This window comes from Nostoc sp. S13 (genome assembly GCF_029379315.1).
GTDB lineage: Bacteria > Cyanobacteriota > Cyanobacteriia > Cyanobacteriales > Nostocaceae > Nostoc.
Window position 1 is genome coordinate 1 of the sequence record NZ_JAQYWQ010000151.1, and the last position, 14,319, is coordinate 14,319.

The following is a 14,319-nucleotide window of genomic DNA, read 5'->3' on the forward strand; positions in this document are numbered from 1 at the left end:
AAACCTCTCCGTATTCTCTCTTAGTCTTGTTCAGAAATCAAATAGGAGTCCTATAGAACAGCTTGAGTGGCGCAAGAAAATGGAGGTTGATAATTACAAGAAAGTGTCTGCCTCACACGTAGAACAAGGCATCAACTTTGGTGCATGGTTGATGAGAGGAAGGATTGAAGATAGCAGAACATACGTCCAACGTCGGCAGCAGATGGAGCAAGACCTGCGTAACTTTGAGGATGTTGACAGCTTGCCTTTCGACAAAGATACAGCATATTAGGTGAGCCGAAGCAGAGCGAGTGATAATATAAGCTGAAAGCATTATCAAACAACGCTCTCAGCTTTTTGCGTTGAATTTCTGACGCTGCCTGACCATTTGGATTAACGCTGTTGGGCAGCAGGTGGGTTAGCAGCTGCTGATGGTTTGACAGAGCGAAACGCCCCGTTAAAAAAGGCAATCATTCCTAAAATGGCAAAGGCTGTAATGATTACTCTTTGCAGTGAATTGAATGCCGAGCGTTCTCTGACTACTTCAGCCCACATTACTTGCAGTTGGTCTTCTGTTGTCTGCTTTGAAGCTAAATAATAGAGAGCTTCAATACAAGGGGATATATCTTCCCCTTGTTGAACCTTCTGATACAACAGATTCTCTAATTGTTCTTTCTGCTGAGAAATAGTAAATGAGTCTGTTGGCTTTTGACCGTGTGTAACGTTGTTGCGGGTTGGTAATTTTAGTGTCATAGCTTTAGTTCAAAGTTGGAAAAAGGTGTAGAACAAATATTTGGAATCAGAGAAAATGTTAAAGGGTACTAGGTCAGGGGAAAATTCTATCCCTTTCCCCCTTATCCTTTCCCCTGATTCTTTTTTATAAGAACTACACCTCTAGAGCATGTGAAAACGCTAACTAATAAGCCAAAGTTTAGGTCTTCTATTCCCAAAAAATCAATAACCAGGAGTCTACAAAAAAATCGTACTTTTGGCTAAATTTGGATTTCCATGTCTTCTTCACTAGAGGATTGAAACTGGTTTTGTTTCGAGGCAAGTACTGATGGTTGATTTGGTTGGAAGGGACTTGTGCCGTCATTGAAGATTTCTTGTGCAAGTGTGCGACCGTCCCCGTCAGTATCGCTCTCCAAGATATATCCCACAACCTGTTCAGGCATTCCTGCTGTTATGGCTTGGGCTAATAGAGCTTTAGTAAATTCTGGTGATGCTTCACTCTCGCCCAAGACTTGCAATACAGACTTAGCATCAGCAGTAGTCATTTTAGCGATGTCTTTAACTCCGGCTTCTTGCCAAACGTCATCAAAAAATTCCACTGAACGTTCATCAAAACTTTGAGACGCAGCAAATTGGGCTAGCTGTTGGGTATAAAGTTCTTGGTCGTTATTCATATATTTATGAGTCGTGATGGAGCAATTTAATAGTTGAATTCAGCGCTGCGCGAAGAATTAATGAAAATCTCGCACAGCTATCATGGCTAAGAAAAATTTTGCCGCAGCCCAAGCAGTTGAGTTGTACATCGGCAACTATCGGTTTGACGCGATTAGAATTGTTGAAACTGAAGAATACCGGATGTCTCAAAATCATATCCTCGAAACAATCGGTATAAATAAGAACTGGTTGAGCAGGTTACAGTTTAGGTTGCCTCGTGTGAGCAAAACCCTTATGGAGCAAGGCTTAAATCACGTTACAGTCCATGCGGAATATACAGTTAAAAATACAGCGACACGTGCTGTAACGTGGTCATTGAAAGATGTTCGGATCATCTGGCGTTACTTTGATAAACAAGGAAATCATCAAGCAGCAATACTGGTTGATGCACTTGCTGAAGATTCTCTAATCAGCAGGTTTAATCAAGTCTGGGGTGAGCAACACACAGTCGAGCAACGCCGGATAGATGATTGTCGTATTCTGTCTACACCTTGCCCGTGGACTAAAATGTTTGAAACTGAGTTTGAGGAGAATTTGGCTCGGATTAGTAAGCTGCATAAAAAGCACATTAAGAATGGCTTGTACTATTGGGAGTTCATTTATAGTTGGATGACACCAGAGGAAAAAGCCAAACTTGACATTGTTAATCCCGTTCTTCCAAATGGGCTTTATGAAGTACAAAATTCATCAAATGCTTTCTCATGAAACAAAGGAGAGATTGTCCCCACACGTCACATCAGTGCTGATTTTGATGAAGTCAGCCAATTCGGTAGCAGAACTGCGGCGACTGGTGCAACGACAGTATGGGGTAGATCAACCGAATCTGTTTGATGGCTGGGATGTTAAATAGTTAGCTTGAATTATGCGATCGCTCAGAGAGTAAGCCAACTTTTTGAGCGATCGCTTCACTATTGAAAGTGATTGGTTAAGTAACAGCAATCGCACTTCACAGTTAATGTCGTACAAAAAGGACGCTTCATAATTTTTTAACTGTTTAAAGGTTGTTCAGCCTCACGTTTTTTGGCGTATTCACGCAATTGGGCAAGGCCAGAGGTAGGGGCAGATGGTCGTGGTTTATTAGGGTCAGGGACTAAATCTTGCTTGCGATCGTAAGCAAAGTTCTTGTCTAACATCAATATATAAGTAATGTGCGCCGTCCAAACATCAGCGACACGCTCACTAAGACCCTTAGTATCAAGGGGAGCGGGGAATTGTACGCCGCCATTCCAAACAATAGGTATACCTTCATTTTGAAGGTGGTCAGTTAACTCCTTCTTGACAAAATCAGCAGTCCCACCACAAATGAGAATTTCATCAAGTGAAGGGATGTTTCGTATCCACCGTACAAGAGCGCGACAGTAATCAGAGCGAACTTCAGGGAGAATGTTTTGAAATAATTTTAAGTCAGCAGCTACACCTTCAGGTGTGGCTTGGCGGGACAAAGAACGCAGAGGAGCAAAGTTGCCCTTTCCAGCAGCAATGATTGCAGTCACTAAATGTTCATCTTCTTTGGACAAGCCAACAGCAGTGCGTTGGACAAATTGCTGTACTAACCAATTCATACCTAAATCAGTTGTTTCAGCCAAAGCCGGATTACCTTTTTGGCTGAGAACGAAACTCGCGTTCCGGTAGCCAAGCATCAGCAAACCGATATTTTTTTGGGTATATGATCCAGCCAGAGTGCGACTGCGGTATATCATAATCCCACTGCCTTCTGGGGCAACATGAAAATTACGCAGCTTACCTTTTAATTTGTTGGTGGGAGTTACAATTCCCCGGTTGAGTGATTGCCCTAACTTTTTACCAAGATTATGAGCATTACTAATTTCTCCTGGTGGCATCAATACTTGGACAAAGGCATCAATATTATTGGTATCGAACTGAAACTGACGGCAAGCTAACCACAACAAACCAGCCAGTTTTGGTAAAGCATAATGAGATTTTAAATCTCGCAGCGCAGAAGTCCCAGCAAAAACACTTTTAGCCAATGCGCCCAAAACATAATACTCATTACCCATCCCGACCCAAATACTGGTGTTATATGAGTTTGGGGCAAAATGTTCCACAGAAGTTTTAGAGACATCAGCGATTTCAGGTGGCATGGCTAATACTATTGGCACACCTGAAGGATAAATTTGAGCGATCGCTTTTGTCTCACTGCCACCAATGTCAGCAGAGATAACGATTTTGGGAGTATTAACAGCAGGCTCTGGATTTTGATTCGGTTTATTCATGAATTACCTCAAAGGACTGAATGTGTAGCGGTTGCATGGTGGCAATGATGAAGACTGTGGGAGGTGTGGGAAATGCGGGGAGTGTGGGAAGTCTGGGAGATGTGGGGATTGTGGATGATAATATAATTTCTTTTTCCTCTTACACCTCCTATACTCTCCCTACACCCCAACAAAGAGCCACAGCAAGAGTTTTACGTTACCAAGCATGACATTCGACTAAACCCCAAATAGTTTACTAGTCCTTCTCATTTCTTCTGTCATCTCTATAGGTATCAAATCTTCCTCGTAGTCATAATCTTCTTCATCTGTCTGCAAAAGTCCTTCTTTAACTTCAACATCATTAGATATAGATAGTGCAGTCGCTGAGTCAGACCCTTGAGAATTGACAAGCTCTATCTTGTCCTGTGATATGTCGTTGCTAGGGATAGCACCTGGGTAATCAGCAGTAGTATTCACCAATTGGACAACAGTATTTATTTGGGGTGAAATCCCGAAAACCTCGCGGATAAGAGAAGCCTGACCTTCTAATTGTTTGATTGACCAAATCGCTATGCGTCTTAATTCCTCATCACGCACTCCTACAGAATGCATTGCAAAAGGTAGCCAGTAGGCTTTGAGCGCATTTACAACAACCTCAGAAAAATCTAAATCTAGTTTCAAAGGGTTCGACTTGAGGTAGCTAATTATTTTGCCATCCAAACTCTCAAGAGAACGCTTAATTGAGATTATCTCTTGCTTTACCTCGTTCATATTATTCATTCAGGAATTTTCCGAAAACAGTAATCCAAATATTTCCAATGACTCAGCGAAGAGTCCGAGGCGCAGATGGGAAGCCCCATAAATAAATTTAGGGGTCTAATTCAGGACGTATTATTTTTTGTGCATTTTGAGCGTAAATCAATTTAATTGCTCTGGAACCTTTGAGTAGAAAGGAATCTAAAATCTTTGTCCTTTGCTCACTGTTCCCTTGCTCGCCTATTCCGATGTTCTTTTGTTAGAAAGCTTTTCTGCTCCATGCTCAAGAGCTTCTTTGCTTGAGAGTTATCAAATAAGAATTCAGTTTGAACTCTGTATGACGGACTCTGAATAAGTAGGCTTAACACCCTCACTAAATTATAGATTCAGAGGTCAAATTTTGTACTTGACTCCAAATTTAAATTTATTGCATTAGACTTATCCACAAATAAACCTCAAAATAGCTGAAACCCTTACATAGCTGGCTTTTTAGCTTATATAAAACAGGAACCTCTAAAACCCTCTCCAGAGCTAGGTTTCAGCCAAATAAAGTTCTCATTTCCGGATAAGTCTATTAAAAGAAACGAAGACTCATGCAAAAACAATCGAACAAGTCTACTAGCCTAAATAATAGATTAGCACTCTAATTAATTTTTAAAATCTTACTCACACTATCTTTTAAAACTCTGACAATCTACACAAGACTAAAGTAGATTCAGAGCTAAACTGTATTGTATGATACAGTTCTCTAGAGGTAGTTATCGGGCTACCACACGGGTGACACCTAGCTACCTGTTGGATGAAAAAATAGCGGCTTTTTGTGATTTTTGATTTTCCCGACAGGTAGTTGTCTGGTAGCCCTACAGGTAGCTAGCGAGGAGCGATAAAATTGCCAAAAATCAGAAAATCAGCCGACTGAAAATAAACGTACCTAGTACTGTTATTTAGGCTATTCTTGATTTGAGAAAAATGCTATTTTTCGGCTTGAGTACAAATGCTCAGTGAGCTTAAAAAATAATTTCAGTTGTTACGTGAAATATTGTTGATGGAAGAAAAAGAAGGTGATGAGGGATGGCGTATGCGATCGCTCGGTTAAAAAAATTAAAGCAGAAGGATATAGGGAGTAGCGCGTCTCACACATCTCGTGAGAGGGAGACACCAAATGCTGACTTATCGGTAGAAAACATTAGGTTTATAGGCAGCGACGATCCCGAATCAAGGTTAGAAGATTTGGTGATGGCGAAGATAAATGAGGTTGAGCAGCGACGGAAGATAAGGACTGACGGGGTTTATTGCGTAGAGATGTTGCTGAGTGCATCGCCAAGTTACTTTCGTGCCTCTTGCCCAAATCAGGCAGGGTATTATGAGCAAAATAAATTAGATATTTGGCTAGAAGCGACGCAGCAATGGTTGTCTGAGGAATACGGTTCGCGGATAGTCAGGGCAGAATTACACTTAGATGAAGTTACGCCACATATTCATGCTTACTTTGTGCCAGTGGACGATTTGGGTCAGCTACGGTGTAACCACTTTTTCGATGGGCGACAGAAAATCCAAGCATTTCAGGACTCGTACTATCAAACAATGCGGCTGATTGGCTTAGAGAGAGGCTTGAAGGGTTCCAAAGCCAAACACGAGGATATAAAGGACTTTTACCAAATAGTAGAAACGGGACGGAACCTGGAAGTATCAGAGTTAAATTTAGAGCAAATCAAAGCCAAAGCCGCAGATCGAGATAGAGCAGCCCGCCAATTTCAACAGATGGAAGCAACAGCTAGGGAACTGGCTCAAGCTAATGAACTGCTTCAACAACGCCTTGCTCAATCAGAGAAAGAGAAAAAGGAATTAGCTAAACAGACTCAACAATTGCGTGAATTAGCCTTGGAAGATGTGGCTTGGGAGTTAGGCTTAGACAAACAACCCAGTCAATCTAACTCTTGGTTGGGTCACGGACACATCATTGATATAAATGGGGATAAATTTCAGTCCACCTCACCAGGAGTAGAAAAAGGCTCCGGGGCAGTTGACTTAGTAATTCAGGTGAACAATTGCAATCTGCGACAGGGTTTGGCGTGGCTCAATGACAGATTTGGACTTCAGGGGGCAGAACGAGCAGTGATCGCCGCAGTCAAGAAACAAACAGCAGATATTCTTCAAACCGAGCCAGCCCCCAAGTTTGTGCCACCAGTTGAGGATAAAAGCAAGTGGCTTGGAGTACATGACTACTTGACTCACTTGTGGGGATTGCCATCAAACTTTGTACACGGATTTCATCAATCAGGGCTGATTTACGCTGACAAGCAGCAAAATGCAGTGTTTGTAATGCGAGATTTAAACCATCAAGTTAAAGGGGCTTACCTTGAGGGGAGTAAATTGAAAGGCTTGGCAATTGGCAGCGATCGCAGCAAGAGTTGGTTTCATTTCCAGTTAGGTGAGCGAGGAACGACTAAGGTAGAAAAAGCGGTACTTTGTTCCTCTACGATTGATGCTTTCTCCTACGCAATGTTGGAATATTCCAGAAGTGGGTCAATACCAAAACAGCGAACGCTCTACATAGCACTTGTTGACCCAAAAACTACACCAGTAGAGCGATTAGAGCATATTCCTCAAATCAAAACGTCCTTTAACTCCGATGAATTTGGAGAAGCCACCGCACTAGCTGTTAAGAAATTACTGCCCCAGGCTAGACGATCAAGACCCAAAACACTCTCTTGGAATCAGGATCTGCTGCTTTCACAGTCACCGCAACAACAACAGCAGCGTAAGTTAGGGGCGGATCTAAGCCTTTAGTGGCTAGTGCTGCTTGAGTGCGAATGAAAGGCTAGAAATAGGAAACGCGCCTTATGAAAACAATGGACAGAAGTACGAGAAAATTGGGGACTTCAGGCTGTGAGTAAAAAGTGAGTCAGCCTTTATTATCAGTTTGATGCTCAATAATTTACCCATGAGTTCACAACTGATAGAAAGAATATTTTCTCTTTACGAACAAAATAATCCTTTAATAGCAGTGGAATCTCCATTGCAAGAGAGGATAAGCTTACTCAAAAACCTAACTCAAAAATGCATTAATAGTGGTATCAATTGTTATCTTTGGATGTTAGAGGATGACAAATTATACCACTTAACAATAAGTGATTGGGGATTGGCATTCTCAGAAATTAAAGAATACAACAGAATCGCTTTCAAAGTTGTACGCGAAGATTCCTTTGAGATTTTGCGGTTTTGGAAGACAACCCAGTTACAAGGGATTTTGATCCTGGAAGGGATATACCCGTGGCTTGGACAAGGAGGGACGGATGCAGATTCGTTCCTGACAGCAGAATGGATTAAGTCAGCACTGATTAACATTAAGCTTTACAACCATAACTCCTGTAAAACAGCTTTGTTGCTGGGGTCAAACGCAAGCCTCAAGTCAGATATAGCTGGTCTAATACCCACAATTACCCAAGAGTTACCCACAGTTGAGGAAATTAGCGATTATCTGCCACAAATATTACCCGACTCAATTACACTAGTCCAAATCAATAAAATAGCGAATACTTGTGTCGGGATGTATTTGGCAGATATTGAAACAGGGGTAAAAACTGCCCTAGCAATTGGCAACAGTGAATTAGTCAAAAAAGTTTCTGCTTATAAAATTGAGTTGCTCAAACGAGTTTACAATGTGGAATTTCTGCAACCAATGACAATTCCTGTTGGGGGACTGGAGTTAATGCAGTCAGCATTTAAGGGATACAAGCGCCTCCTGACACCGTTAGCGAAGTCTTACAACTTGCGCCTACCAAAAGGTGTTTTATTGATTGGCCCACCCGGAACAGGTAAATCTCACTCCGCTAAGGCTTGTTCTCAAATACTGGGATTACCCTTGGTAATCGTGGAGTGGGGTCATTTCCGCAGTTATGGAAATATGGCCTAATACAAACTCAAAAAGTTATTGGCACTGGTAGACCGAATTAACCGTATAATTTTTTACCTCGATGACTTTGACAAGGGATTTGCCGGAGATGATGATTTATCACGAAGATTAGCAGGGATGTTACTCACTTGGATGCAGGAAAGAACAAGTGATGTATTAATAATTGCTTCTGCCAATAATATCCAATGGCTACCACCAGAGTTAACCAGAAGTGGACGCTTTGATCAGATATTCAAAATCGACTTACCAAACAACGGTGAAAGACATTCTATATTTAAGATTCACCTAGCAAGATTTGACAAGCGCTTTAGTCATGGTGGAGATGCCTTTACCCCAGAAGAATGGCAAAGATTATTGAAGGTAACACATCGCTGTGTCGGTGCAGAAATTCAGGCAATCGTCGAAAGGGCAGCATTCTCAATATTTTGTCAATCCTTTGATGAAGAAACTCCAGCACCAGAGGATTTGCCACCATTACAAATTACCCTAACTGCACTATTAGAATCAAGAAAAAGCGTAAATCCTCTGGCAATACGTGAAGCTGACCGAATAGAAAGTATGCGTAATAAGGCAGATTTGCAAGGACTACCATCTAGTCCGGTGGATTCATCAATATATAGTTTGGGCGATATCGATATTTTTGGTAGTTAATTTTATGCAAATACTGAAATCTCAGTCAAAAATCGATTGGTATGCTGCTGGCTTGAAGCTGCTAAACATTGCTGGGCCAATTGCTGGGATGTCAGTAATCTTGTTCACAGCAGTAGTATCTTATATCGAAACTCGTCCCCAAAAATTGCCTCTTCAGTATAAGCTTATTCACAATAACCAGACCTTTTATTTAGAAGCGGCAAATAAACCACAAGAACTAGAGAAAGGACTCAAGTGGAGAAATAATCTAGAGAGCGATCGCGGAATGTTATTTAACTTGGGTCGAGAGTATAAACGTGTACCATTTTGGATGTACCAAGTCAAACACCCTCTTAGACATCATATACCTTAAAAACAACCTGGTGACAACGATAATTCACAATGCGCCACCATGCCAAAAAAATCCTTGTCCAATCTATTACGGTGTCACTGCGACACAGGTTTTAGAACTAAAAGCGGGTGCTAGTAATATTCAGGTTGGGCAGAAATTAGTAATAGAGCCTATACTTAAAAAGCTGTAACAAATATTCTCTGTAGCCAAAAGAACTAGATTTTTTTGTACTAGAGTCTGTAGGATTTTGAAAATGACTTGTGAATAATGTGGATAAGATTTCATGCGTTCACAAATTATGCAAATATCAGACTACGAGAATTCCAAGACAACAAGCTTTGAGACAAGACAAACAGCAGCCTTACCATCAAGAAAAAATATTGTGATTGAAGGTAGCACAATTGGGCTGATGGGAGTAACAGGAGCATTAATGATTCTGGAGATGTCAGTCCACAACATAATGCTTGGAGGATTGATGATCGCAGGGGCAATAGCAGTTGCAATCCCAAAACAAACACAGGCATTGCTAACAAATTTTGAAAAGCTACAGCGAAAATGGGGAGTAAATTTATATGCAATATTGTTTGCATTCCTGTCGGTAATATTTCTCTTGGATTTTGCTTCTTCCCCAGCCGAAGCACAGTTTTTTAACAATGCTCAAACCTGGATGACTGGTGCTTTTGGCAATGCTGGTAACGGGCAAACACAAGCAGTTATAGAATTGTTCTTCAACGTATTGAGAGGTTTATTCCTACTCTATGTAGGTATTAGTTTAGTAAGAATTGTTCAAGCAGCCCGAAACGATGAAGATTGGCAGACATTAGCCAGAACTCCGTTAATTATTGTCCTTTCAGTCTTTGTAGGAGATTTAGTCACTGGTTTAATTACTGGAGCATAACTGTTAAAAAAGAACACCCATTTAGTCGCAGCATTTCTGGAATGAGAAAAAGTGCCCTGATTCCAGAAATGCTTCATATTAACAAGCAATAAAAAAAGATGAGAGATGAAAATAAATTCCGAAGTGTAAATAGAATCTTGGGAGATAGACCCCGATTAGGCCCATTTCCCGCGGATCAGATTTTCCCTTGGTCAGTTATAGCAATATTAAATGTATTCGTTTTCAACTATATATTGAAAACAAGTTGGCTAGGCACTCTCTTAAGCATAGCTTGGGGATGGGCAACATGGTGGTTACTTTCATCAAATCAAGAATTTTTTGGCAAGTTTGTGGCAGTGCCTCGAATTAGCAGAGGATACAAGAGGAATAATTCGTAATGGCAACAAAAAAGACAGATAAGATCAAGAAAAAAAGGTTAGAAACCGAGCAAATTAATGTAGTAAAAACTCTCACACCCTTTGAAGACATTATCCATTTAGCTGGGGTTTGCGATGTTGCCTTGGGAGGGAGAAAAGCGATAGGAGCATTAATTCTGAAAAATGGGGAATCGATTCAAATCAAATTCTGTTTTGATTGTGTTGGAATTCATTCTAACTTAGCCTCGGAGCAAATTTTCCCAATATTTGAGAGCATAGAGGCAGGTTTAAAAGAGATCCCATCAGGAGAGTCATTAACCATACATTTGGGTTCCTTTACAGACGATTATTCGAGACAATCAGAATTAGAGCAGATCGAAAACAATTGTGATATTGAGCAATTGAAATTACTAATTAGAAGCGAAAGGTTACGAATCAAAGAACTAACCAAATCTGGAGTCAGAAAGAACAAGTTTTTAAGATTATGGTGTACTTATACAGCGTTAGCTGAGTCAGAGAGAAGCCAAGACATTGTAGAATCGGCAATCAGAAAGTTAGAGAAAGTTTGGTTTAAATTCACCGGAGAGATTCACGCTTTTAATAATAGCCGGATTGAAAATATTCTTAAGAACTCATTTAGCGACGGTTTTTTGCAGTGGGAATCGTTGCTAAGTAACAAAATGAAGCTAGGGATCAGAGTTTTGAGCGCTGAAGATATTTGGAAAGTCTTATGGCATCAATTTAATCTGACATCACCAACAGCGATTCCTAATCCCTTAGTCATTAGTCAAACCCAAGGATTAGTAGAAACTCAAACAAGCGATTTTCACATTCGGCATCATCTGTTGGAAAATGAAGAATCTGTTCCATTCTTAGATCGGCAATGGGTAAAGATTCAAGATAAATATATTGGGGTGATGAACTTTAGCCAAAAACCGGGGGGCTGGATAGATGAACGCTCTCAATTACGATACCTTTGGGAATTAATTTCCAAAGAAAGTATCTCAGATACAGAAATTATCTGTCAAATCACTAAAGCTAATCAGGCAATTACCAAAACTAATTTACAACGCCTTACTAAACAGTCAATTACATCGACTGCCTTATCAACAAGTAAAGGAAACATCGATGTTAAAGCCGGAATAAATATTGAAGAATCTGTAGAGGCACAACGAACCATTTACAAAGGAAGCGTTGTCGTTTATACCGGAGTAGCTTTTCTTATCCATAGAAAATCAACAAGAGAACTCAATCAGGCTTGCAAATACTTAGCTTCCTACTTTTTAAGACCAGCAGCAGTAGATCGAGAAAAAGAATACGCCTGGAAGACATGGTTGCAATGTTGTCCATTTGTTTGGGAGCCACTGCTGGCAAAACCTTTTAACCGCAGATTACCTTATTTCAGTTCCGAAGCACCAGGGCTGATGCCTTTGATTCGTACAGCTACAGGAGATCGGACTGGCTTTGAGTTGATTGCCGAAGAGGGGGGTACGCCAGTACACCTGGATTTGTACGAACAGCATAAAAATATAGCAGTTTTTGGTGCAACTCGAAGTGGGAAATCAGTACTGGTGGCAGGAATTTTAACACCTGCACTAGCCCAAGATATACCAGTAGTAGCATTAGATTACCCCAAACCAGACGGGACATCGACATTTAGTGACTATACGAATTTGTTAGGTAAGGATGGTGCATACTTTGATATTTCCAAAGAGTCGAATAATTTGTTTGAACTACCTAATTTGAGGGGGATGGATCAAGAAACCATTAATGAAAGATTGAATGATTTTAAGGAATTCTTGAAATCAGTGTTAATGACAATGGTGATTGGAACTAGCGTGATTGGCGTTAGCCCTTCCATGATTACTAATATTGAATCAATCATTGCCCTAGCCTTGAAAACGTTTTTTAATGATGATGAAATCAAAATCAGGTATAAGTTGGCATTAGCCGCAGGAGTTGGCACTAAAGCTTGGCTGGATACTCCCACATTACAAGATTTTTGGAATTATTGTTCGCCAGCATTTCTCAAGATAGATTCTATAGCCAGCAATAGCCAGGAAATTTTATCAGCCTTGGAGCAAATCAGATTGAGATTAAAGTACTGGCTCTCAACAAGAGTTGGAGAATCAATTAGTCGTCCCTCAACTTTCAGAACTGATGCTAAGTTGCTGGTATTTGCACTGCGGAATTTATCGAGTGAGGCAGATGCAGCGATTTTAGCTTTATCAGCTTATGCCGCAGCCCTTCGACGTGCTTTATCTTCTAAAGCCAGTATCTTCTTTCTGGATGAAGCGCCGATTTTATTTCAATTTGATGCGATAGCCGAATTAATTGGGCGGTTGTGTGCCAATGGTGCAAAAGCAGGGATACGGGTAATTATCTCGGCTCAAGAACCAGAGAGTATTTACCAAAGCAAAGCCGCAGCAAAAATCTTCGCCAATATTACAACGCGATTGGTAGGTCTGATTCAGTCTTCGGCAGTAGATCCCTTTGTTGATAGATTTAAATATCCTTATGAAATCATTCAAAACAATAGTACCGAGGCTTTCTACCCAACAAAATCCGGTATTTACTCACAGTGGTTATTGGATGATTTAGGCAAACTTACATTCTGTCGTTATTATCCAGCCTATTGTTTATTGGCCGCAGTTGCTAATAACCCTTATGAGCAAGAATTACGAACTTTATTCCTGAAAAAATATCAAGATAATCCAATACTTGGACTTGTCAAGTTTTCTGAAGATTATATCAAAATGGTTCGAGGAGAGCCATTATCCTCATCAGCCCAAGAATTACTTAAGAGTTTAACTTCTAAAACCTTAGTAGTCACATCAATTTAGAATTTTTCTTCATTAACTCAAGATAAAAAAAGGCAGTATTCCAGTATGAAGCAACTTAAAAAGATTAGTCTAGCCGTCATTATATCTAGTGGAGTTACGAGTCTATTAATTACTGCACCGAGTTATGGACTATCACTAGACCTAAATACTTTTTTAGCTTCAATTAGGAGTCAGATTCAGAGCGAAATGAGCCAAATTAGCAGTATAGCTTCCGATAAAATTAATAATTTGTGGGCAGCAGCCCAAGAGGATGCTAATTCCGCAATTAATGGGGCTACTGGTGTAATGGGTGCGCCAGATCCAGTTGAAAGTGGTCAGCGTTTGAAAGTATCGTTAGCATCGAACTCTGATTGGGCAGGAGCATCAACACAAGCACAAGACTTACAGCGAGAAATTACCAGAGCCTCAGTATCTGGTGTATTAGGGCAACTTGGTCAGCAAGATACTGCCAACAAAATTGATCAAACTACACAGACGGCTCAAGATGCCTCAAACCTCGGACAGCAGGCGCAAGAGATGAATGCCTCACAGAATATTTTAAAAGTAATCGCAGCCCAAAATGGTCTAGTGGTTTCGATGCTGGCACAACAGCGCACTGATTCATTGCAATCACGCTCTGATACCGCACAGTCTAATATGATGCTGACGCAGATTGCAGAACAATTAGCAGCAAATCGACAAAAAGAAGACATTCGAGAAGAAGGATTAATTTCTCTCAATCTCGAAGTTGTTGGTATGTCTGTACTCGATCCTACTTATTCACCGTAGGTGGAGAGTGTGTTTACAATTCGCAATGGGCTTCGCTCCGCTAACGCAATGACGCTCGTGACGCTCGATGGATGACTCGCTAACGCTCTTAACGTCTCCCCTTCTCCCAAAAGACTTATCCTTAATATAAATAGCATGAGATAATAAAAAGGTGGAGTAGAA

14 protein-coding genes and 2 pseudogenes are annotated in these 14,319 nt (G+C 40.7%); 12 read left to right on the plus strand and 4 right to left on the minus strand.

Annotation, left to right across the window (positions count from 1 at the left end):
* Window positions 1-271, plus strand: a pseudogene (locus tag PUQ00_RS29340) (hypothetical protein); the annotation flags it as partial.
* A gap of 101 nt (window positions 272-372) precedes the next feature.
* Here the strand turns inward: PUQ00_RS29340 and PUQ00_RS29345 are convergent.
* Both PUQ00_RS29345 and PUQ00_RS29350 read right to left on the minus strand, forming a co-directional pair.
* A complete protein-coding gene (locus PUQ00_RS29345; RefSeq protein ID WP_300423198.1) occupies window positions 373-732 on the minus strand; it encodes a hypothetical protein in 360 nt (119 codons plus the stop codon).
* A gap of 239 nt (window positions 733-971) precedes the next feature.
* Window positions 972-1,385 (minus strand): hypothetical protein, encoded by a 414-nt coding sequence (locus PUQ00_RS29350; protein WP_300423199.1) that lies wholly within the window; start codon window positions 1,383-1,385, stop codon window positions 972-974.
* A gap of 82 nt (window positions 1,386-1,467) precedes the next feature.
* Here PUQ00_RS29350 and PUQ00_RS29355 point away from each other — a divergent pair, with 82 nt between their 5' ends.
* The gene (locus PUQ00_RS29355; protein WP_300423200.1) at window positions 1,468-2,130 is read left to right on the plus strand and encodes a hypothetical protein; all 663 of its coding nucleotides are present in this window, start codon (window positions 1,468-1,470) and stop codon (window positions 2,128-2,130) included.
* 13 nt (window positions 2,131-2,143) lie between these two features.
* Window positions 2,144-2,275 carry a hypothetical protein gene (locus PUQ00_RS29360; RefSeq protein WP_300423201.1) on the plus strand — a complete coding sequence of 44 codons (132 nt, stop codon included), beginning with the start codon at window positions 2,144-2,146 and terminating at the stop codon, window positions 2,273-2,275.
* Between the two features lie 136 nt (window positions 2,276-2,411).
* On the opposite strand, the gene PUQ00_RS29365 is transcribed toward PUQ00_RS29360, so the two are convergent.
* Window positions 2,412-3,659, minus strand: a complete 1,248-nt coding sequence (locus PUQ00_RS29365; protein ID WP_300423202.1) for a ParM/StbA family protein — start codon at window positions 3,657-3,659, stop codon at window positions 2,412-2,414.
* 44 nt (window positions 3,660-3,703) lie between these two features.
* Here PUQ00_RS29365 and PUQ00_RS29370 point away from each other — a divergent pair, with 44 nt between their 5' ends.
* On the plus strand, window positions 3,704-3,868 hold the full coding sequence (locus tag PUQ00_RS29370) for a hypothetical protein (protein ID WP_300423204.1): 165 nt from the start codon (window positions 3,704-3,706) through the stop codon (window positions 3,866-3,868).
* 7 nt (window positions 3,869-3,875) lie between these two features.
* On the opposite strand, the gene PUQ00_RS29375 is transcribed toward PUQ00_RS29370, so the two are convergent.
* Window positions 3,876-4,418, minus strand: coding sequence for a hypothetical protein (locus PUQ00_RS29375; protein ID WP_300423206.1), 543 nt, complete (start codon window positions 4,416-4,418; stop codon window positions 3,876-3,878).
* 1,047 nt (window positions 4,419-5,465) lie between these two features.
* Between PUQ00_RS29375 and mobV the strand changes: the two genes are divergently transcribed.
* From mobV to PUQ00_RS29415, 8 genes and pseudogenes are all read left to right on the plus strand, one after another.
* Window positions 5,466-7,184, plus strand: coding sequence for a MobV family relaxase (gene mobV / locus PUQ00_RS29380; protein WP_300423207.1), 1,719 nt, complete (start codon window positions 5,466-5,468; stop codon window positions 7,182-7,184).
* A gap of 304 nt (window positions 7,185-7,488) precedes the next feature.
* A pseudogene (locus tag PUQ00_RS29385) lies at window positions 7,489-8,961 on the plus strand (ATP-binding protein).
* 4 nt (window positions 8,962-8,965) lie between these two features.
* On the plus strand, window positions 8,966-9,313 hold the full coding sequence (locus PUQ00_RS29390; protein ID WP_300423209.1) for a DUF192 domain-containing protein: 348 nt from the start codon (window positions 8,966-8,968) through the stop codon (window positions 9,311-9,313).
* A 10-nt stretch (window positions 9,314-9,323) separates the two neighbouring features.
* Window positions 9,324-9,482, plus strand: a complete 159-nt coding sequence (locus tag PUQ00_RS29395; protein WP_300423210.1) for a hypothetical protein — start codon at window positions 9,324-9,326, stop codon at window positions 9,480-9,482.
* A 93-nt stretch (window positions 9,483-9,575) separates the two neighbouring features.
* On the plus strand, window positions 9,576-10,190 hold the full coding sequence (locus PUQ00_RS29400; protein WP_300423212.1) for a hypothetical protein: 615 nt from the start codon (window positions 9,576-9,578) through the stop codon (window positions 10,188-10,190).
* A 98-nt stretch (window positions 10,191-10,288) separates the two neighbouring features.
* On the plus strand, window positions 10,289-10,567 hold the full coding sequence (locus PUQ00_RS29405) for a hypothetical protein (RefSeq protein ID WP_300423213.1): 279 nt from the start codon (window positions 10,289-10,291) through the stop codon (window positions 10,565-10,567).
* Window positions 10,567-13,389: a hypothetical protein gene (locus PUQ00_RS29410; protein ID WP_300423214.1), complete on the plus strand. Its 2,823-nt coding sequence runs from the start codon at window positions 10,567-10,569 to the stop codon at window positions 13,387-13,389. Before PUQ00_RS29405 ends, PUQ00_RS29410 begins: the two co-directional genes overlap by 1 nt.
* Before the next feature lie 45 nt (window positions 13,390-13,434).
* Window positions 13,435-14,157: a hypothetical protein gene (locus tag PUQ00_RS29415; protein WP_300423216.1), complete on the plus strand. Its 723-nt coding sequence runs from the start codon at window positions 13,435-13,437 to the stop codon at window positions 14,155-14,157.
* Window positions 14,158-14,319: the final 162 nt, after the last annotated feature.